This is a genomic window from Shewanella sp. SM87 (genome assembly GCF_025653705.1).
GTDB lineage: Bacteria > Pseudomonadota > Gammaproteobacteria > Enterobacterales > Shewanellaceae > Shewanella > Shewanella oncorhynchi.
This window is the reverse complement of the sequence record NZ_JAKKSC010000013.1, coordinates 1-21,330: the sequence shown is the minus strand read 5'-3', so window position 1 is coordinate 21,330 and position 21,330 is coordinate 1. Positions and strand designations below refer to the sequence as shown.

The 21,330-nt window shown below is 44.2% G+C and carries 16 protein-coding genes; 5 read left to right on the top strand and 11 right to left on the bottom strand.

Translation table 11 applies throughout. The annotated features are described in order from the left end of the window. Nucleotides 1-142 precede the first annotated feature (142 nt). The 3 genes from L5M11_RS12030 to fabB all read right to left on the bottom strand — a co-directional run bounded on the left by L5M11_RS12030 (nucleotide 143) and on the right by fabB (nucleotide 3,662). Nucleotides 143-1,159 carry an aspartate-semialdehyde dehydrogenase gene (locus tag L5M11_RS12030; protein ID WP_131523510.1) on the bottom strand — a complete coding sequence of 339 codons (1,017 nt, stop codon included), beginning with the start codon at nucleotides 1,157-1,159 and terminating at the stop codon, nucleotides 143-145. Nucleotides 1,160-1,161: 2 nt separating this feature from the next. Next, nucleotides 1,162-2,292 (bottom strand): 4-phosphoerythronate dehydrogenase, encoded by a 1,131-nt coding sequence (locus L5M11_RS12025; RefSeq protein ID WP_263192195.1) that lies wholly within the window; start codon nucleotides 2,290-2,292, stop codon nucleotides 1,162-1,164. 158 nt (nucleotides 2,293-2,450) lie between these two features. Next, the gene (gene fabB, locus L5M11_RS12020; RefSeq protein ID WP_041408164.1) at nucleotides 2,451-3,662 is read right to left on the bottom strand and encodes a beta-ketoacyl-ACP synthase I; all 1,212 of its coding nucleotides are present in this window, start codon (nucleotides 3,660-3,662) and stop codon (nucleotides 2,451-2,453) included. 138 nt (nucleotides 3,663-3,800) lie between these two features. Here fabB and mnmC point away from each other — a divergent pair, with 138 nt between their 5' ends. Then, nucleotides 3,801-5,843 (top strand): FAD-dependent 5-carboxymethylaminomethyl-2-thiouridine(34) oxidoreductase MnmC, encoded by a 2,043-nt coding sequence (gene mnmC / locus L5M11_RS12015; RefSeq protein WP_263192194.1) that lies wholly within the window; start codon nucleotides 3,801-3,803, stop codon nucleotides 5,841-5,843. A 96-nt stretch (nucleotides 5,844-5,939) separates the two neighbouring features. Here the strand turns inward: mnmC and L5M11_RS12010 are convergent, their stop codons facing one another. From L5M11_RS12010 to prmB, 6 genes are all read right to left on the bottom strand, one after another. Further along, nucleotides 5,940-6,713, bottom strand: a complete 774-nt coding sequence (locus L5M11_RS12010) for an RNA methyltransferase (protein ID WP_198572776.1) — start codon at nucleotides 6,711-6,713, stop codon at nucleotides 5,940-5,942. After that, nucleotides 6,703-6,987, bottom strand: coding sequence for a YfcL family protein (locus L5M11_RS12005; protein ID WP_263192192.1), 285 nt, complete (start codon nucleotides 6,985-6,987; stop codon nucleotides 6,703-6,705). Before L5M11_RS12005 ends, L5M11_RS12010 begins: the two co-directional genes overlap by 11 nt. Before the next feature lie 4 nt (nucleotides 6,988-6,991). Further along, nucleotides 6,992-8,170 carry an ATP-NAD kinase family protein gene (locus L5M11_RS12000; RefSeq protein WP_263192190.1) on the bottom strand — a complete coding sequence of 393 codons (1,179 nt, stop codon included), beginning with the start codon at nucleotides 8,168-8,170 and terminating at the stop codon, nucleotides 6,992-6,994. Between the two features lie 60 nt (nucleotides 8,171-8,230). Continuing rightward, nucleotides 8,231-9,406, bottom strand: a complete 1,176-nt coding sequence (locus L5M11_RS11995) for an MFS transporter (RefSeq protein ID WP_263192189.1) — start codon at nucleotides 9,404-9,406, stop codon at nucleotides 8,231-8,233. Nucleotides 9,407-9,472: 66 nt separating this feature from the next. Next, nucleotides 9,473-10,567 carry a chorismate synthase gene (aroC, locus tag L5M11_RS11990; RefSeq protein WP_028761043.1) on the bottom strand — a complete coding sequence of 365 codons (1,095 nt, stop codon included), beginning with the start codon at nucleotides 10,565-10,567 and terminating at the stop codon, nucleotides 9,473-9,475. 124 nt (nucleotides 10,568-10,691) lie between these two features. After that, nucleotides 10,692-11,636, bottom strand: a complete 945-nt coding sequence (gene prmB, locus L5M11_RS11985; RefSeq protein ID WP_263192188.1) for a 50S ribosomal protein L3 N(5)-glutamine methyltransferase — start codon at nucleotides 11,634-11,636, stop codon at nucleotides 10,692-10,694. 80 nt (nucleotides 11,637-11,716) lie between these two features. Here prmB and smrB point away from each other — a divergent pair, with 80 nt between their 5' ends. Then, entirely contained in the window at nucleotides 11,717-12,247 is a 531-nt protein-coding gene (gene smrB, locus L5M11_RS11980) for an endonuclease SmrB (RefSeq protein WP_263192187.1), read from the top strand. 98 nt (nucleotides 12,248-12,345) lie between these two features. Here the strand turns inward: smrB and sixA are convergent, their stop codons facing one another. Beyond that, nucleotides 12,346-12,816, bottom strand: a complete 471-nt coding sequence (gene sixA, locus L5M11_RS11975; protein WP_028761045.1) for a phosphohistidine phosphatase SixA — start codon at nucleotides 12,814-12,816, stop codon at nucleotides 12,346-12,348. Nucleotides 12,817-12,985: 169 nt separating this feature from the next. On the opposite strand from sixA, the gene L5M11_RS11970 reads away from it, so the two are divergent. The 3 genes from L5M11_RS11970 (at nucleotide 12,986) to L5M11_RS11960 (ending at nucleotide 20,782) form a co-directional block, all read left to right on the top strand. After that, entirely contained in the window at nucleotides 12,986-15,775 is a 2,790-nt protein-coding gene (locus L5M11_RS11970) for an insulinase family protein (RefSeq protein WP_263192186.1), read from the top strand. Between the two features lie 284 nt (nucleotides 15,776-16,059). Then, nucleotides 16,060-20,319 (top strand): EAL domain-containing protein, encoded by a 4,260-nt coding sequence (locus L5M11_RS11965; RefSeq protein ID WP_263192185.1) that lies wholly within the window; start codon nucleotides 16,060-16,062, stop codon nucleotides 20,317-20,319. 109 nt (nucleotides 20,320-20,428) lie between these two features. Further along, the gene (locus L5M11_RS11960) at nucleotides 20,429-20,782 is read left to right on the top strand and encodes a hypothetical protein (protein WP_263192184.1); all 354 of its coding nucleotides are present in this window, start codon (nucleotides 20,429-20,431) and stop codon (nucleotides 20,780-20,782) included. A 314-nt stretch (nucleotides 20,783-21,096) separates the two neighbouring features. Here L5M11_RS11960 and L5M11_RS11955 read toward each other — a convergent pair. Continuing rightward, on the bottom strand, nucleotides 21,097-21,330 hold a 234-nt coding region (locus tag L5M11_RS11955), incomplete at its 5' end, for a transposase (protein WP_263192182.1).

Below are 21,330 nucleotides of genomic sequence, written 5' to 3'. Positions count from 1 at the left end.
ACTGATAACAGGCTTTAGGCAATTGTATTTATTGAGATTACTATAAACCAGAAATCCCCGCCCTGCTACTGTTCACAATTGTAAAACAAAAAAAGCCTGCTGACAGCAGGCTTTTCAATGGGCATCAAATGCAATCTAATGCTTAGTAATAATCTCTCACTAAGATCTCGGCAATTTGCACACTGTTCAAGGCTGCGCCTTTACGAATATTGTCTGACACGACCCACAAGTTAATCCCGTGAGAATGAGAAATATCCTTACGAATGCGCCCCACATAAACCGGATCGGTTCCTGCGGCATCTGTCACTGCTGTTGGATAATCATCATCGGATTCAAACAATACCACTCCTTCGGCATTACGCAGTAAAGCTTTAACGTCTTCGGCATCAACAGGCTGACGAGTTTCGATATTAATGGCTTCTGAGTGACCATAAAACACAGGCACACGTACGGCGGTCGCATTCACTAAAATCTCATCGTCACCGAAAATCTTCTGGGTTTCCCAGACCATTTTCATTTCTTCTTTGGTATAGCCGTTATCCATAAATTTATCGATTTGTGGCAATACGTTAAAAGCAATTTGTTTTGGATAGACTTCAGCGTCAGCAGGTAAACCTTGCAGTAATTTAGTGCACTGATGCGCTAATTCTTCAATAGCTTTTTTACCTGTGCCCGATACTGACTGGTACGTTGCCACATTAATGCGGCTGATACCATAGGCATCATAAATAGGCTTAAGTGCCACCAGCATTTGAATCGTTGAGCAATTTGGGTTAGCAATGATATTGCGATTGCGGAAATCAGCGATAGCATGCGGATTCACTTCAGGTACAACCAAAGGAATATCGATGTCGTATCTAAAGTGAGAGGTGTTATCAATCACAACACAGCCTGCTTCAGCGGCAATCGGTGCCCATTTGGCGGAAACATCACCACCTGCAGAGAAGAAACCAATTTGAGCTTGGGTCCAATCGAAGGTTTCTACGTCGAGAATGGTAATTTGTTTGCCATGAAAGCTGACCGTTTCACCGGCGCTGCGGCTACTGGCTAAAGGGTACAAATTGGCAACCGGGAAATTACGCTCTTCGAGGATCTCTATCATAGTTTGACCCACTGCGCCCGATGCACCTAAAACGACAACATTAAATTCCTGTGACATAGCTACTGACCGACTCCTGAAAAACCTAAATTGGACAACCAATCTACCTCAGATTGACCGTCATAAGCCAGCGCCAATGCACTAAATTCGCGTCTATGTTGGTGATTTTTTCTCATAGTGTCGAAGCCATTCTCATTTAAGAATGTATTTCTGAACATCTTGTCATCATCGCGCAAATCATAGACAAAACGCGCGAGCTGTAATAACGCTTTTTCATTCGGCGCGGTCGCAAGTTCGACCGCCTTAATGTTAAAGCTTGGCAAGAGATCCAGCAGACTTTTATCGGCAGCAATATTAAGTAACTGACACAGCTTTTGATAGAGCATAAAAGTGCCGCGCGCCTTACCTTCTAAGCTGTAACCTGCAATATGCGGGGTGGCAAATTCAGCCAGTGGCACCAGTTCAGGCATCGGTGTTGGCTCGCCTTCCCACACATCAAGTACAAGTTTGAGATCATCACGCTGGCGTTTAACTCTGACAAGTGCTTTGTTATCTATCACATCACCGCGGCAGCAATTCACTAACCATGTATTGGGTTTGAGCGCCTTTAAGCGCACCTCATCGAACAAATGTTTGGTTTTATGCTCGCCCGTGCGCGTGATGGGCACATGCAAACTGATGATATCGGCCTGCGCCATGATAGTTTCTAAGCTCACAAAACTGCGCGGATCGCCCTGTTTCTCTTTGATGGGATCATTAAGCAACACGCTAATACCGTAGGCTTGCAAACATTTTGCTGTTGCAGTACCGGTATTACCCGCGCCCACTATGCCGACGACCTTGCCCTTAAGCGGCGAATCAAACCGCTGTGCTAGCTCCAGCATAGCGATAAAAGCAAATTCCCCAACCGCAGTCGCATTGCAACCTGGCGCATTAGAGAAGGGGATATTACGCTCGGCAAGGTAGGCTAAATCCACATGATCTGTGCCTATAGTGGCACTGCCGACAAACTTCAGTTGATGATTGTCCGAGAGCAACTCGGCATTCACTTTGGTGACTGAGCGCACTAATAACACATCGGCATCGCGCACTTGCGCTGCGGTTAACGTGCGGCCATTAACAGGAATAATTTCCCCGAGATCGCCAAATAACGGTTCAACAAAGGGCATATTTTCATCGACTAAAATCTTCATGGGCACCTGATCTGAAAAATGGGAATGGAAGGCATCAAGATGCTCGGTATTCTAACAAGACTAATGGGATAAATCCTTGTCGATGCAACAGGTTTACAAAAAACGCCCATAAAAAAGGGAAGCCTAAGCTTCCCTTCTATCGCGTTTGATAAACAAACTTATTTGAATTTACGCATCACTAGCGTGGCGTTTGTACCGCCAAAACCAAAGCTGTTACTCATGACAGTATTCAGCTCAGCATCGCGATATTCACGCACGATAGGCATATCTTTCGCCGCTTCGTCCAGATTTTCGATATTGATGCTTGGGGCAATAAAGCTGTTTTCCATCATGATTAAGCTGTAAATCGCTTCATGTACGCCTGCGGCGCCTAATGCATGACCTGTCATAGACTTAGTCGATGCAATCGGTGGGCACTTGTCTTTGAAAACTTCACGTAGCGCTTCTAATTCACGCACGTCGCCCACTGGCGTTGAAGTGCCGTGAGTATTGATGTAATCGATTGGGGTATCGACATCCATCATCGCCATTTGCATACAACGCACAGCGCCTTCACCCGATGGTGCCACCATGTCATAACCGTCTGAAGACGCGCCATAACCAATCACTTCAGCGTAAATTTTTGCGCCGCGAGCCAGAGCATGCTCTAACTCTTCAACCACTAAAATACCGCCGCCGCCAGAAATCACAAAACCATCACGGTCTGCATCATAGGTACGAGAGGCTTTTTCGGGTGTGGCATTGTACTTGGTTGACAGTGCGCCCATAGCGTCGAAGCCCATGGTCAGTGTCCAATCCACTTCTTCAGCACCACCGGCAAACACCATGTCTTGCTTACCCATTTGGATAAGTTCAACGGCGTGACCAATACAGTGGGCGCTAGTTGCACAGGCTGAACTGATAGAATAATTCATGCCTTTAATTTTAAATGGCGTGGCTAAACAAGCGCTGGCCGTGCTCGACATGATGCGAGGCACAATATACGGACCTACGCGTTTAACGCCTTTTTCACGCAATGTATCGGCAGATTGTACTTGGTTAGACGATGATGCGCCGCCTGTACCCACAATCAAACCTACGCGCGGATCTGAATACTGCTCTTCAGTTAAATTGGCATCGGCAACCGCTTCTTGCATAGCAATGTAGGCATAAGCTGCTGCATCACCCATAAAACGCAATGCCTTACGATCGATATGCTCAGCAGGGTTTAACTTGATGTCACCCCATACATGGCTACGTAACTGCATCTCTTCAAACTGAGCTGAATGCGTAATACCACTGCGGCCCGCTTTCAGTGACTCGGTCACTTCTTGCTTGTTATTACCGATACTTGAAACAACACCCATTCCGGTGATCACGACTCTTTTCATTTTATTGCTATCCATTGTGTACATGTCAGTACCTACTTTTCGCTGAGCCAATAGTATCTGTTTTGACTCAATTAAGTGGTCAGCTTTCCATAAAGGCGAGTAAAATAATGCCAATTATGAGACCGAGAGTAAATTTCTTTGACTGCAGAGCCCAATAAACCTTGCCAAATTAAGCGCGATTACCCGCAATTAATCAACCTTTATCCCGCAACAGCTCACACTGATGCACACTATCTCAGCAAATTGAGCATTTATCAGCAGCGGATATTTGAGGCTCATTCACAGCAAAAACTCTTAGTATTAGGGCAAATCGGTTTAGGTAACGGGCTTGAACTCTTATCTTGGTGGCGCACTCAGACGAACCCTAACCAACGATTACTCCTTAACGTATTCGAACCCAATCCGATTAATGCGTACGAACTTAAATTACTTTGGGATCAATCCGCCGGTTTAACCAAAGTGCCTGAACTTGAGCCACTTGCCCAACGCTTACTTCATACAGAGCCGACAGCTATTATAGGTTGTCAGAGATTAATTTTTGATGACGGTCGTACCACAATCGACCTGCACTTTGGTGATATTCAATCCCAGCTCTGTTCACTCATCCATTCTCCGCTTCACCCCGTTCAGCACTGGCTGGTATTGCCCCATCTACAAAATGGGTTAAATCAGCAGATCCATTGGCAGATGGCAAAACTCAGTGACGATAGCGCCACTGTTGCAACGATTGGATTAAACGAATCAAGCGGACTAAGCGAAACACCAGTGAGCCGTTTCCAAGCCTGCGGCTTTGAGGAGAGGGATTTTACCTGCGCTGCAATACAGACAAACCCTCAGCCTGATGCCATTTTGTTACACGAGCGCCACGTCTTACGCCAGCAAGATGCTAAAGCCTATGCCTTTAATCCTATGGCTGCAATCTTACCCTCGGACGCGCCCAGCTCGATTGCCATCATAGGCGGCGGGTTAGCCTCGGCGCATTTGGCACTGTCTTTGGCGGAACGCGGCAAAAGTACGCAGCTCTTTTGTAAAGATGCCAAGCTTGGCCAAGGCGCCTCGGGCAATCGCCAAGGGGCGATTTATCCGCTGCTGACACCGGAAAATGATGAATTAAGCCGCTTCTTCCAGCAGGCATTTTTATTTAGCCGCCGTCGAGTACAGGCGCTGACATCTGTCCCCGCCCCAAATCAAACGCCGATTTCCCATGATTTTTGCGGGGTATTGCAAACTGCCCACGATGAACGCAGCCAATTACGACTCGATAAAATTATTCAAAGCCAGAACTGGCCAAGTGAAATTGCCTATCGAGTCGATGCGCAGCAGGCTAATTCTCTTGCGAACATTAATATTGACAAATCAGGCTTTTTCTATCCGCTGGCTGGCTGGGTTTGTCCCTACGAATATGCCGAAGCCGCAATACAAAAAGCGCAGCAGCTTTCTGAGGTCAAACTCCATTTGGAGACTGAGATCCTTGAAATTGAGTATCAAAGTGAAGGTTGGTATTTAATCACCGCTAAGCATCGCTTTGGCCCCTTTGCGCAAGTTGTGCTCGCCAATGGCGCAGCGCTCACGCAATTTGATGCCAGCAACAAATTACAAATTAGCCCTTTTCGCGGCCAAGTCAGCCATGTGCCCGCTCAATTTCAATTGAGTCAGCTCGCGACTGTGCTGTGCGCCAACGGTTATTTAACCCCGAGTCACGAAGGACTCCACTGCCTTGGCGCGAGTTACGTTAAAGAACCTAAGCATCTAGATTTTTGCCCGCAGGAGCAACAAGAAAACCTCGCCAAAATGCACGAGAGTTATCCCAATCAGCCTTGGCTTGAAGATATCGACATGAGTGGCAACAATGCCCGTGTTGGCGTGCGTATGGTGACGCGGGATCATTTCCCTATGATGGGCTGCGCACCCGATGTGGCGCAAATTATTAAGGATTATGCGCAACATCAACTCACGAAAGAGAGTCGTCACTACTGGCAAACCACGCCAGCGCCGGTGCATCAAGGGCTGTATATTCTCGGTGGGTTAGGCTCACGGGGGTTAAGTTCTGGGCCATTGGCCGCCGAATGTCTCGCGGCGCAGCTTTGCGGCGAGCCAATACCACTCGATAAAGCTACTCTGTGTAAACTCAACCCTAATCGTATGTGGCTGCGAAAATTGCTCAAGGGCAAAGCGCTCTAGGCAATCAATCGCTAGAAAAATAACGTTTTTGAGCGCTATAAAAAAGGGATTAAGCCATGGCTTAATCCCTTTTTAAAAATGTTATTTTTAAACCAATTAAGCTGCTGTGATGGCTATCGCGTTATCAATGCTGCTAGGTTCAAGGCTGCTAGACCCGACACTACTGGATTCAACATGTCGAGGTTTTCGCGGCGCTCTGGGCCCTTTCACCCGAGTACGATTGTTGTTATCACGACTCTGACGGATGAGCGCATCGCCGCTTAAGTTCGAAGGTAGACCAGATACTAGGCTCGATGTCAGGCTTGCAGCCTCACGGTGGGATTTAGCCAATCTGTCGTATAGCAACACATTGACCGAAGCCGCAAGATTCATACACCCGACCGTAGGCACATACACTACGGCATCGGCTTTATCGATAATCTCTTGGCCAATGGTGCCATCTTCAGGACCAAACACATAAAAGGCTTTCGCGGGATGAACAAAATCCGGCAGCGGCGTCGCGCCCACCACCAAATCGACACAGATAAGCTGAGTGTCCGCCGGAACCGCGGCTAACAATGAAGTGACGCCAGTGAGCGGAATGCGCTCGCCAGCATCTTTAGTATCGACATGGTATTGCACTGCACCCGAACGCGCGGCTAACTCGTAGCGCCTGCCAGTGTAAAATACGCCATCGACGCCATAACAACCCGATGCGCGCATAATGCCACCGACGTTAACGGGCGTTTTAGGATTCACTAAACCGATAAATACCGCGCTGGCATCGAGCGTTTGCTCACAGGCTAATTCAGCACTCGGCATTTCTACACTCGTTACTTCGGTATTAGTCACGTGCTCGTTGTCAGTCATCGGCTGGGAGCTAGGCAACATCCAATTCGCCTATAATCTTTGCCTGCAGCTGTGTCCATGCTTGTTCAACCAAGGCATAATCGGCATCATTTAATTCTTGGCGCGCGAGCGCTAAACAGTCGGTCATTTTTAGCATTAAAGCATCAAGATCCGTTTCACCCTGCGCTTCTAATTGCGACAACACTACGGCCACATGGCCCTGTAAGTAGCCACAGGCAAACAAAGCATCGTCATCACCATGGCTAACAACGCTGGCGATCCACTGTTCTAATGCGTCTTCGTAATGCTCTAACATGGGTCTAACTCTCCATTAATACTGGATTGGCCGACACATCTGCTGCGACCAATAAATCTGGATTGGCCACCTGATACATAACGTAATCATGGTAGCCCGTCGTCACTTTATAATAGCCGCCAAGCTCGCTATCTAATTTAGGGTCGCCACTATCCACAATTAGTGGTCGTCCATCAAGTGCTTTTAGCTTAGTTTTTGTGGCAAGGATAATAATATTGTCTTTTCCGATGCGCCGAATGAGCTCGGGCGACAACTGTTGATTACCGCGCCCTAAGATATGGCCTTGGCCACCAATTAAGGTAATCACCAACTTAGTCGGCTTATCTTGGGTCAGTTCGAGTAATTTATTCGCGGTTAAGTCACTGCCAACAAGGTTTTTATCTTGAATGAGATCAACACCGAGCAGGGTATTATCGAGGCCTAACTCTTCCATCACAAAGGCAACCGTACTGCCAGAGCCCATGATGTACAGTTCATCTTCCATTTGATTGATCACATCGGCGGCGATATCGGCCAGCACGAGTTCATCGACTTCCTTGCCGCCCATCTTCACCGCTTGCACATAACGCGGCTCGGCGGGCACTAAGAGCTCACCAAATCGTTTAGCGCGCACTGCGCCTTGGCGAAAAGCCACTTCGTCAATATCCATCACATCGGCGGACATCAAACTGACAAGTTCGCCATCGAGTAACATCTTGACCACCATGCCAGACGCATGGGGCGTAATACCGTAAACGCCGGAATGAATTTTCACCCCAGCAGGCACGCCGAGCACAGGGAGTTTGTCGTCGATAGTGGCTTGTTCAAATACGGAGTAAACATCGCGGGCCGTACCATCGCCACCGGCAAAAAGGAGTAAATCCAGCGGTTCATCCAGCAGCGCACGCACAACGGCCTGCGTATCCAGTGCCTGAGTTTTATCCGGAGTTTGATACACCACTCGCGTGGTAAAACCGAGTGTTTTAGCGGCGTCTTCACCCATGATGCCTGAAGCGGTAATGACTTCAATGTCATCACTATAATCACGGATAACCTCGAGGGCCTGCATCATACGCAAGGCGGCTTTGGGTTCAGCGCCTAAGGCGATCGCCTCTTCGGCAACGCCATCGCTGCCCTTAAGGCCAACACTGCCACCTAAGCCAGCTAATGGATTGATAACTAACCCTAAACGAAACCGAATCACCCTTTACCTCACTTAACGCAATCTTTTGATTTTTTTATACTTTTATTTTAATGGATATGACTAGGCCGTATGGGCTGCAACACTCGGTTTATCCTTAGGGATAAAGAATACCGCCAGCATAGCGGCAAAGGCGCATACTGCGGCAAATACCCAAGACCAAACCGCCCCGCTACCATCGCCCCAAATAAAGCCACAAATCCAAGTACCGAGCGCGCCGCCAACCCCAAAACTTAAACTGGCGTATAGGGCTTGACCTTGGCTTCTGTGACTCGCATCAAAATGTTTATGCACAAATTGAATCGATGCCGCATGGGTTAAACCAAAGGTAAAGGCATGTAATAATTGGCTAAAACCAAGCCACAACACGCTATCTACCCCGAAGGCAACCAATAACCAACGTAGACAAGTCATGCCGATACTGACAATCAATAAGGTATTCACGCCAAAGCGACCCAGTAAACGCGGCGCGAACATAAACATCACGATTTCGGCCATAGCGCCAAGGGCGACAAATATCCCCGCCGAGGATTCGGAGTAACCCGCTTGCTTTAAATATAAGACGAAGAAGCCGTAGAAAGGTCCCGCGCTCATTTGCAGTAACATGGCCGAGACTAAGAACCAAATGATCGCCCGATTCCATTGCAATGGCGGCCGCACTTGGCTGGTGTCGCGCACTAAACGATTTGCTGGTAATGGCAACGCACTGGCTAACATGCCGATAAATAATGACAAACCGATATAAGGCAACACCTCAGTGCCCCACTGACCAATGGCAAAGCCCGCACCGACAACAAGACAGATATAACCGACACTGCCCCAACTGCGAATTTGACCGTAGCGGCTGGCATTCTCGCCTAAGGTTTCTAAGGTGATCACTTCAAGCTGGGCGAGGATCGCATTCCAAAAGAAAGTATAGAGGGCCAAACTCAGCGCCATATACACAAAACCACCATGGTAGAAGAAACTCAAATACGCCAGCGCGGCGGCTCCCGCGCCCATTTTGATCAGCTCGGCGCGCATCCCCGTTCGGTCAGCCACTTTAGCCCACACATTCGGCGCAACGATGCGCGTCGCCATCAGGATGGCGAGTAAAAAGCCAATTTCTTGAGGATTAAAACCGCGATTTTCGAAGAAGACCCCAAGATAAGGGACCATAGTGCCGAGAATAGAAAAGAAGAAAAAATAGCAGGCACAAAGCCAGCGCAATTGCCGGCTTGTGCTAGAAGAAGTTGACATTAACGCATTCCATTTATCTCATGCCACTCATTGTATCGTTATCGCATACCAGCTATTTCATGCCACTTATCGCATACCAAGCACTGGCGTATGACTACGCACATCCTGATTTTGCGCTCTGTGTCTTAATAAGTGATCCATCAACACAATGGCAAGCATAGCTTCGGCAATCGGTACCGCGCGGATCCCAACACAAGGATCGTGACGACCTTTAGTGACCACTTCGGCCATTTCACCCTGCGCCGTCATACTTTGACCTGGCACACTGATGCTTGATGTGGGTTTTAACGCAATATGGGCAATAATCGGCTGACCCGACGAAATCCCACCGAGTACACCGCCCGCATGGTTGGATTCAAAGCCTTGCGGCGACATTAAGTCACGCCCTTCGGAGCCCTTTTGCGTCACGACACCAAAACCATCACCAATCTCAACACCTTTGACGGCATTAATACCCATCAGCGCGTGGGCGATATCGGCATCGAGTCTATCAAATACTGGCTCACCTAAACCCACTGGCACACCTGTCGCGATGACGGAGATTTTAGCGCCAATCGAGTCACCGGATTTTTTCAGCTCACGCATGTATTCATCGAGCGCTTCAAGCTTGCTAGCATCGGGGAAGAAAAAGGCATTTTGCTCAATTTGGTCAAGATCAATGGTCTGCGCACAAATAGGACCCAACTGCGACATATAGCCGTAGATCTCGATACCGTGAACTTGCTTTAAATACTTTTTAGCCACCGCACCCGCCGCAACCCGCATCGCGGTTTCACGGGCTGAAGAGCGGCCACCACCGCGGTAGTCACGCATACCGTACTTTTGCTGGTAGGTATAATCGGCATGTCCTGGACGGAATAAATCTTTGATATTAGAGTAATCTTGACTGCGTTGATCGGTATTTTCAATCAAGAGTCCAATCGAGGTGCCCGTGGTTTTACCTTCGAAAACGCCGGATAAAATCCGCACTTCATCGGGCTCACGACGGGCCGTGGTATATCGGGATGTCCCTGGGCGACGGCGGTCAAGATCATGCTGCATATCGGCTTCGGTTAATTCAAGCCCTGGTGGGCAACCATCAATAATGCAACCCAGTGCAACACCGTGACTCTCACCAAACGTCGTCACTACAAAATTTTGACCAATACTGTTTCCAGACATCCGCTTTGTACACCTTAGGTTATTTGTTCATCGCTCCGTGTCCAGCGACCACTGGACAATTTATTTTCCCGCTGCAAGCCTAACTGGCAGCGGGAAAAGTCTCAACCTAATTTGCTATCTTAGGCTATTGTGCGTCGCGATAAATGCCGAACACTGACTGATTTTCGACCAGTTGATCGCGGGTTAATACGAATACGCCATCGCCACCATTTTCAAAGTTAATCCAAGTGAATGGCACTTCTGGGAACTGCTCAATCAAATGCACCATAGAATTACCGACTTCGACTACGAGCAAACCCGTTGGTGTTAGGTATTGCGCGGCATTGGCCAGTATACGTTTGGTTAAATCTAAGCCGTCGCGACCTGAGGCTAAACCAATGGCAGGCTCATGATGATATTCATCAGGCATGTCGCCAATGTCTTCGGCATCCACATAAGGTGGGTTTGAAACAATCAAATCATACTGAGGCCCTTCAGGGATGGCCGAAAACAGATCCGATTGCATCGGGAATACTCTGTCCATCACACCTAAGGTTTCGATATTGATTTGCGCCACATCTAAGGCATCTTCGCTGATATCCAGCGCATCGACTTCGGCGTCTTCAAATTCATAGGCACAGGCAATCGCGATACAAGCGCTGCCAGTACATAAATCTAAAATACGTGTGACTGGCTTGTTATATAACCAAGGGCTAAAACGGTTAGCGATCATTTCGGCAATCGGTGAACGAGGCACTAACACGCGCTCATCGACGTAAAACTCAAGCCCAGCAAAACGCGCTTTGTTGGTCAAGTAAGGCACAGGTAAGCGCTCTCTCACCCGACGAATGATCAACTCGACAATTTTATGCTTTTCACTGCTGGTCAAGTTACTTAAAATCACTTGCTGACCGATTTCTTCGGGTATGTGTAAGGCATGGAAAACTAAGGCGATGGCTTCATCCCACGCATTATCAGTACCATGACCATAATACACATTGGCATCGTTAAAACGGCTCACGGCCCAACGTAACATATCGCCAATAGTACGTAATTCTGTCACAGCTTCATCTACAAAGATCTTATCCAAAACGTGCTCCCGCTAGTTTGTTCGCAAACATTGTAACTGAACTCTATTCAGAAACCATAGGATTCAATAGAATACCCGCCATGAATAAAGACGACGACAAAGAAGGCTTGGCGATGTTCTCAAAGCTTATTGATGGAATTAAACCCATCACCCAAAATAAGCGACACTTTCGCATGCCCTTAAAAACCAAACAGGAAATAGAACTGAAAGAGCAGCAACTGCATGCTAACAGTTATTTCTCAGATACTTATCAGCCACTACTGCCTGTACAAGGGCCGATGCGTTGGTTAGAAGAAGGTGTTGACAGTTTAGAACTCAAACGCCTCAGACGTGGAGATTACCAGCCAGATTTACTGCTGGATTTACACGGCTATCGCCAATCGGAAGCCAAACTTGAGTTAGCGGCACTGATCCAAGCCTGCGTCAAACAACAGAGCCTGTGCTGCTGCATTATGCATGGTTATGGCAGTGGCATATTGAAACAACAAGTTCCCATGTGGTTAGTGCAGCATCCTATGGTGAAAGCTTTCCATCAGGCGCCTAAAGAATGGGGGGGCGATGCGGCGTTATTAGTGCTGATTGATATTGGCGAGCTGCCGCATAGACGTTAGCTAGCTATCGGCTTAGGCTTTAACACTTACTATTTAGCGAAAACAAACGGCCCATTTAATGTGGGCCGTTTGTTTTGTAAAAGAGATATAAACCTAGATTAGCTAATACTATGCGGGGCGTGCTGCCACACGATTGAGGCTTGCTCGGCATGTTTATCAATGAGCGTAATGCCTGACGTCGCGAATAATGGCGGCTCAACGCCAGCCACTAACTCACTGACTAAGTAGCCCAGTAACGGCATGTGAGCAATCACTAGTACTTTATCCGCTTTGTATAACTCAGCATAAGCCACAACCAAGGCGGCTACATTAGCGGGATCGCCAGAAGGCACAAGATCATCGGCGACTAACCACTTACGCGGCTCAGGAAAATGCTGACTCAGTTCCTGCCACGTTTGCTGTGCTCGTAAGTAAGGACTAACTAAAACAAGATCGAAATCAGCCACACTGCGAGCTAGCCAGTTGCTCATCAACACAGTATGGTGCCTTCCAACATCGGTCAGTGTTCTGTCTCTATCAGACTGAGCATTAAATCCGGCGTCACCATGTCTCATCAAAAATAGCTGCATACTTCTCTCGCGACTCAAACTTGTTTTTGTTTTATCCCAATTGTAGCCCTAAAATCCGTTTCAACAAACCTCACAAGACTTAATCTTTAGTCGATAAACACAAGAGATATTTGCTAAAAACCATTAAGACTATCAATATATAACAAGCTATCGTTACCGGAGTGTCTCTTTGCAAGCCTCTCAGTCCATATATAAAAGTCCAAATGATCACCGCCAGTATCGTTATCTTGTATTAGATAATGCACTCAGGGTGTTATTGGTTGAAGACCAAGATGCCAGCCAAGCTGCCGCATCTATGGCTGTAGGCGTGGGTCATTTTGATGATCCCGCAGATAGACCCGGCATGGCGCACTTTTTAGAGCATATGCTCTTTCTAGGTACTGAGAAATTCCCAGACTCAGGCGAGTATCACGCCTTTATCAACCAGCATGGTGGCAGCAATAACGCTTGGACAGGCACAGAGCACACTAACTTCTTTTTCACCATCAATGAAGAAGTGTTTGCCGACTCCTTAGACAGATTCAGCCAATTTTTTATCGCCCCAAAATTTGATTTAGATTTAGTCGATAGAGAACGCCAAGCTATTGAATCTGAATTTAGTTTAAAACTAAAAGATGATATCCGTCGAACCTATCAAGTACTCAAAGAGACAGTCAACCCACTGCATCCATTTTCGAAATTTTCCGTGGGTAACTTAGTCACCTTAGGCGGAGAACAGGCACAGGTACGTAGTGAATTACTCGATTTCTATCAAAGCCATTACAGCGCCAACTTAATGACCTTGTGCTTAGTCGCTCCGCTTTCCCTTGATGAATTACAAGATTTAGCCTGCCACTATTTTAGTGGGATCCGAAACTTGAACTTAGTGAAAAACTATCCTCAAGTACCACTATTTTCAGAAAAAGAACTGTTGAGGCAAATCGATATTGTGCCGCTTAAGGAGCAAAAACGCTTAAGCATCAGTTTTAATTTCCCAGGAATTGATCACTACTACAAACGTAAGCCTTTGACTTATATCAGCCATATTTTAGGCAATGAGAGTCATGGCAGTCTGTTGTCGTATCTGAAAGAACAAGGATTAGTGAACAACTTGTCTGCGGGCGGCGGTGTAAATGGTTATAACTTCAAGGATTACAGTATCGGTTTACAGTTAACCGATAAAGGGCTAGGCAATCTCGATGAAATTATCAGCTGCTGTTTTGAGTATATTGAACTTATCAAAACCCAAGGCTTAGATGAATGGCGTTATTTGGAGCGTGCAAACCTGCTCAAAATGGCGTTTCGTTATCAAGAGCAAGTTAAATCACTCGATTTAGCCAGCCATCTCAGCATTAATATGCATCACTATGAGGTCGAAGACTTGGTCTTTGGCGATTATCGGATGGATGGGCTGGATATCCCTGAAACCATTGAGCTACTTGAGCTCATGGTGCCACAGAATATGCGCCTGCAGCTTATAGCCCAATCGGTTAAAACCGATCGTAAAGCTAACTGGTATCACACGCCGTACAAAGTCCGCCCAATTGCGCCACAGTCCCTAGCTCGTTGGCAAGTGAACAGTATTCGCCCTGAATTACAACTACCGGCTGCAAATCCTTTTATTGTCGCCGACTCGATTGCCCGTCCGGATAAGAGCGATGTTGACGTGCCAGTGATAGTTGCTGAATCAACTGGATACCGCATTTGGCATAAGAAAGATGATGAGTTTAATGTGCCAAAAGGTCACATGTATTTATCGCTGGATTCAGAGCAGGCAAGTAAAACGCCAAGGCATGCCGCCCTCACCCGCTTATATGTTGAAATGCTACTCGATTATCTCACCGAGCCAACCTATCAGGCCGAAGTTGCTGGATTAAGCTATAACATTTATCCGCATCAAGGCGGAATTACACTGCATTTATCGGGCTTTACCGGCAATCAAGAAACGTTATTAGCGCTATTAATCCATAAAGCCAGAGAGCGCAATTTTACCGAAGAGCGCTTTGCCCTCATAAAATCTCAGCTACTGCGCAGTTGGCAGAATCAAACACAAGCTAAACCGATTTCACAATTATTTACGAGCCTGACTGTTACACTGCAAAAAAGCAGTTATGAACCAGCACGCATGGCTCAAATGTTGGAAGATATTAGCCTAGAAGATTTACATAACCATGTACGCGCCTTCTACGAAAAGATCTATCTTGAAGGGTTAGTCTACGGGGATTGGTTAGTCTCTGAAGCACAAGCTCTTGGCAAACGTTTAGAGCACATTTTATCCTTAATTTCGACGCCGAGCGCCGAGTCCACCAGAGAATTGGTGAATTTAACAGGCCAAGGCACGTTACTGAGAGAGCTCGCAATAGATCATCAAGATAGCGCAATTATTGTGTATTACCAATCTGCCGTGGCAACACCCGAAAAAATGGCGCTATTTAGCTTACTGAATCACACTATGTCGTCCACCTTTTTCCATGAGCTGCGTACTGAAAAACAGTTGGGCTATATGGTAGGCACAGGTTACCTGCCGCTCAATCGTCATCCTGGACTTATTTTCTATATTCAGTCACCCACAACTGGGCCACTGCATTTATTAGAGGCCATCGATGAGTTTATTGCCGACTTTAATTATGCAGTGATGCAAATCACCAACGAAGAATGGGAAAGCACAAAGGTAGGTCTGATTAATCAAATCATGGAGCACGACGCGAACCTCAAAACTCGCAGTCAACGTTATTGGGTCAGTGTCGGCAATAGAGATTATCAATTTAACCAAAGAGAACTCGTCGTAGACGAAATCACTAAGCTCACCCGCACTGATTTACTCAAATTCATGATGCGTAAAATGCGTACTAAGCACAGCGATCGCTTAGTGTTATTTAGCACAGGTGAACAACACAGAACCCAAGCCGCGCTGATGTCAGACAAAATGATCACGGATCTTAAAGTTTTTAAGCAAACGGCAGAAAAGTTTAATTTCTAAACAAAAAACACTTTTGCTCACACATTTGTGAGCAAAGTTAGGTAAACAAACAGAACCGCTACAAATCAGTCCAACTATAGTCGTATCTTTCAGTGTTGGGCGTAATCCTGATGTAAAACATGGCTAGCCTATGTTCTACCACTTCAGCACCGAACAATTTTACTGCATCTACATGCTGTTAAAAGGATTTTCTGCAGACTCCACTTTGACAAACCGCTCACTTTCTGGAAAAGTGATGTAACACAATTGTTTCATGGCATCCTCGGATAATAAGAACAAACACTATGCCTAAAGCACTCTTTAAAATCGTCTTGCTCGCTTTTTTTAGCTTGCATGCATTCGAAGACGTAAACGCATCTCCCTTTTCTGATAAATCTCCTATTATTCTCCAATCACAATCTTTTGGTGTCCCAGAAGGACTTTCCCAAAGCACTGTTACGTCTATCGTTCAAGACAATGATGGTTATATATGGATAGGAACATTTAATGGATTAAATCGATTTGATGGGAAAAACTTTAAGCATTTTTATGCTAATGATACCAGAACAGGCCTTCCCAGCTCTTTTATTAGAAGTTTACTTATTGATGATAAAGGCATTTTATATGTTGGAACCGATAGTGGCTTAGTCGTATATGATAAACTTCAAGAATCCTTTTCTCAGTATGGACTGTCGGTAAAAAGCTCTCCTGTTTGGAGCCTCAACTCAAGTGATAAGAGTTTAATTGTTGGAACTAACAAAGCAATTATAGATATAAATAACAAAGAAAAAACATACGAACTTTCAAATAAAGGCCTAAGTGAAATCAAAAAAACGATAAAAGTAGGCGACGATTATTACATAAGAGATTATGCAGGTACGTTATTTAAGCTCACCCAGAATGAATTAAAAGAGATAGCTAAAAAAACAATTGATTTCGAGCAAGAAGATCACTCAACACTACTCATATCATTAAGTGATGGACTATATAAGTATAAGGACAATAAAATAGTAAAAATTGATCCACGAGTATTTTCTCAACTCACGAAACACAAAAACACTATTTATGGTATCACTAATAAAAATATAGTTAATATTTCTAAAAATAGCATTGTAGGACTTCTAGCCACAGATAGCACAGATAAAACATCTTCATTTTTTGCAACCGAAGATATGTCTATACTAGGAAGTATTGATCAAGGCATCACTATTGTAAAAAAAGTAAATAATTTAGTGCAGAAAACCAACTTAACCACCGATAGCACATGGCATCTTACAAAAAACACTAAAGGCTTTCTGGTTTCATCTGACTCTGAAAAAATAAATCTTTTTGATGAAAATTTAAACCTAATCAAAAGTTTCAGCACTCATACTCAAGGATACAAATACGCAGTTCTAAGTGATGATGGACTTTATTTTGGTACTAATGCAGGGTTATTTTTACAGAAAGATGATTCATCCAGGTTGATTAGCAAAAATATAATATCATCACTCTCTATTAATGAAAATAGTTTAACAATTGCTGCTGGCACACCTGATGGGAAAGTTTTAATCATCAAAAATGGTGAAATTACTAACAGCATTGATACAAAAAAGAATGAGCCAATTTTTGACGTAGAGTTAACATCTGACAACCTAATATATATAGCCGGACAAGATGGACTGAAAAAATATGAAAATGGGTTATTAGAAAACTTAAACAATGAAATAACTTACAGCATCGAAAAAAGTGATAATGGCATTTACTTCGGAACATCAACATCACTGATGCTTTATAATGATACCAGTAAAAAAATTTCGAGAATACTTTCTAACAATAAAGAGATCTACGCCATTGTAGATAATGATGGTTTTATAACAGCCTCATCACTAAGTGAAGTCATTATTTTTGAAAAAAACAGTAAAGTATCTTATACCTTAAAAACATCAAATGGGAGTCAATATGAGTACAATGCTCCAAATGGTATTAATATAAACGGTAACACTCTACTTGCGGGGATCAGTGGAATTAGTCTAGTATCACCTAAAGATGTTGTAAGCTATGTAAAGAAAAGCAAGGTAAATAAAACAGAAATATCAGATTTCTTAGTATTTAATATAGTTCAAAATCAAGAAAGTAACTATCTAATACAATCAATCGCAGCATCTAATAAAATATCATTGAAATACTCTGACTATCCATTTTCGTTCAACTTTATATCTCCCATGTCAGACGACTCATCAACTAACTACTACTATAGGATGTTTGGCCTTTCTGATATATGGATACCTGCAAATGGAACAAACTCAGCAACATATACAAACTTATCTCCAGGAAATTATACTTTTCAAGTTTATGCGGTTAACTCACTTTCCGGTGAAAAAGCAGCAACAAAAGAGCTTGCTGTCATTATAACACCTCCTTGGTGGTCATCATTTCAAGCAAAATCTATTTATGCTGCAATTGTATTATGTATCTCATATCTAGTAATAAAAACGGTGCTACGTCGTAGAGAAACACAAAGACAGATTGTACTCAGCGAAGAAAGATTAAAACTTTCCCTTTGGGGAAGTGGTGATGAAATGTGGGACTGGGATATAGAAACTGGCAACATTTTTCGCTCCAATATTTGGGGAGCACTTGAATTTCCCCGTGATGGACATCGTTCAGGTAAATCGGATGAAGAGAGTAATATACATCCTATGGATCAAGAACGTGTTCGTGAAGCACTCAATAAGCATTTTTATGGTGAAACAGATCATTTTGAAGCCGCATATAGGGTAAAAGGCAAAGACGACAATTGGGTATGGATCTTAGACCGTGCCAAAATTGTAGAGCGGGATGACAAAGATAATGCCCTGCGAATGACTGGAACGATTAAAAATATTAGTCAGTTTAAACAAAAGGAAGAACAACTAAAACTCTTTGAAAAAGCAATTGAAAACATTTCGGAAGGTATGTTTATCCTCGACAACGAATACCGTTTTGTCGAAGTCAACGAAGCTTGCTGTAAAATTTCATTACGTAACCGAAATGACTTTATTGGCAACTTACTCACATTTGATTTATATCCAGAAACCTTCTCCACCCAAATCAGAACCATGTTAAAACAGCAAGGTCGCTGGGCAAATGAAGTCGAAGCCGCCAGAGGAGATAACAGTCACTTCCATATGGAGCTCACTATCGATGCTATCTATGATGAGTTAGGCGAATTATCACACTATGTTGGTGTTTTTTCTGATATATCAAGACGTAAGCAGCAAGAAGAAGAGCTTAGAAAATTAACTAATAACGATCTCTTAACTGGACTGCCAAATCGCTCCAACTTACAAGTGACCTTAAGTAACCTAGTGAATCGAGAAATAGCTCATGCGCTTATGGTACTTGATCTTGATAATTTTAAACGTATTAATGACTCCTTAGGCCATCAAATTGGGGATGCATTATTAAAGCTCGTTGCTACCCGCATTAAGTCCTTACTTCCTAAAAATACCAGTATTTATCGTCTAGGCGGAGATGAATTCGCCATTGTATTAGACAAGGGTTCAGATATAAGCGCCAGCGCTGCGATTGCTAACCGTATTATTGAGGGATTAAAACCTGCATTTGACGTTAGCAATGAACAGCTAGTCCTAGGATTAAGTATTGGTATAGTGCTGTTCCCAGAAGATGAACAAAGCGAGCAAGCATTACTGAGAAAGGCTGACATTGCTATGTACCATGCTAAGTCTGCGGGAGGTAATTGCTACCAGTTTTATTCTGAGTCCTTGAACCAACATGCAATTAGGCAATTAGAAGTAGAAAATCTTATCCGTGAAGGCTTAAAAGATGATCTATTTGAAGTTTATTATCAACCTAAGGTTGATCTTAAAAGCGGTAAAATTGCAGGTATGGAGGCTTTAGTCAGATTAAATCATCCAGTACATGGCTTGATACCCCCAAATGATTTTATTCCGCTTGCTGAAGAAAACGGCTTAATTGTTGAAATTGGTGAAATAGTCTTACGCAAAGCCTGTTTCGCAGCACAGAAATGGCGTGAACAAGGCATATTCAGCGGCAGAGTCGCCGTCAATTTATCGTCACGTCAATTTGCACTGCCCGATATTCAACAGCGAATAGAGTCAACATTAAGACTCACTAAACTACCTGCATGTCATCTTGAATTAGAAATAACTGAAGGTACCGTCATTAAACAGCCGGAAACGGCTATTATTGTCATGCAGCAACTGGCTAAAATGGGCGTTAGTTTAGCACTCGATGATTTCGGCACTGGATACTCGTCCCTTTCATACTTAAAACGTTTCCCGATTCATACTTTAAAAATTGATAAAGCTTTTGTTGACGATATTGATAAGTCTGATCGCGATCTCAAAATGGTCGATTCTATTATCACTATCGCCCATAACATGGGGCTTTCTGTTGTAGGTGAAGGGGTAGAACAAGCTGCACAATTGAACATTTTACGGGCACTCAACTGTGAAGAAATTCAAGGCTATATTTTTAGTAAGGCCATAAAGGAGACCGAATTTACCTTACTACTCCAAGAAGACATGATAAAGCTAAACACAAAAAGCAACATTACATAATCAATTTACTCTCAACTTGATTGCGACTTACAACATTGGCACAACAAGTGCAACAGCACTATCAGTGTCAATAATAAATCAATATCAACTACCCTGAGAGAGAATTAGAATGATGAAAGGAATCCTTGCCGCCGTTACTTTATTATCTTCAATTAGTTTTGCAGTAAATACTTATGCACTTGAAGATAGCACTAAATTAGAACCAGCAGCTAAGTCAATTACTTCAGAAGAACCTGCAGTTAAACTTGCTCCAGTAGAAGTAACTGGGCATCCATATGTGAAGTTTAAACCTTTTGAAATCGCTGGGCATCCTTATGTGAAGTTCAAACCTTTTGAAATCGCTGGGCATCCTTACGTGAAGTTCAAACCTTTTGAAATCGCTGGGCATCCTTACGTGAAGTTCAAACCTCTCGAAGTCGCAGGACATCCTTACGTTAAATTTATTAACTCTGAAGTTGCATAACATTAATCAGGTTAAGGAGAGTGACTATGTTAAATTCAATCAAAAAAGCACTCGGTTTATCCAAGCCAGCGCGTAAAAAAGTTAAGTTGCCTGAAGGCTTGAATCACCTTGAAGTGATTTCAGCAAAAGGTTGGTGGAACTAATTTAAGTTCTGTAGCCATGAGTCTAACTCATGTACAGTGATAGTTAATTAAGTTAGCGCAGCTTAGAAACAATAAAGGGAGCATTGACTCCCTTTAGTTTTAAGTGAATATAAAAGTACTAAATAGTCATGTAGTCATGTAGTCATGGAAATTACCTAACCTGAGATCGGTTTAACAAGCCATAACTGTAATAGCATTAAACTCTGCGTTAGTGATGTTCAGTTGTGGCTTATTGTCTTTCAATTGATAGGCGATGAGTCCCGCAATCATGTTGAGCATAAAACCATGTACGCTGCGGTGTCTAGAGTGCTCTATTTGAGAGATGTTTTTTAACTGGTCGTTGATGGTTTCTATGATGAAACGTCTAGACAGCATCGCTCTATCCCACAACGACATCGCTTTTAC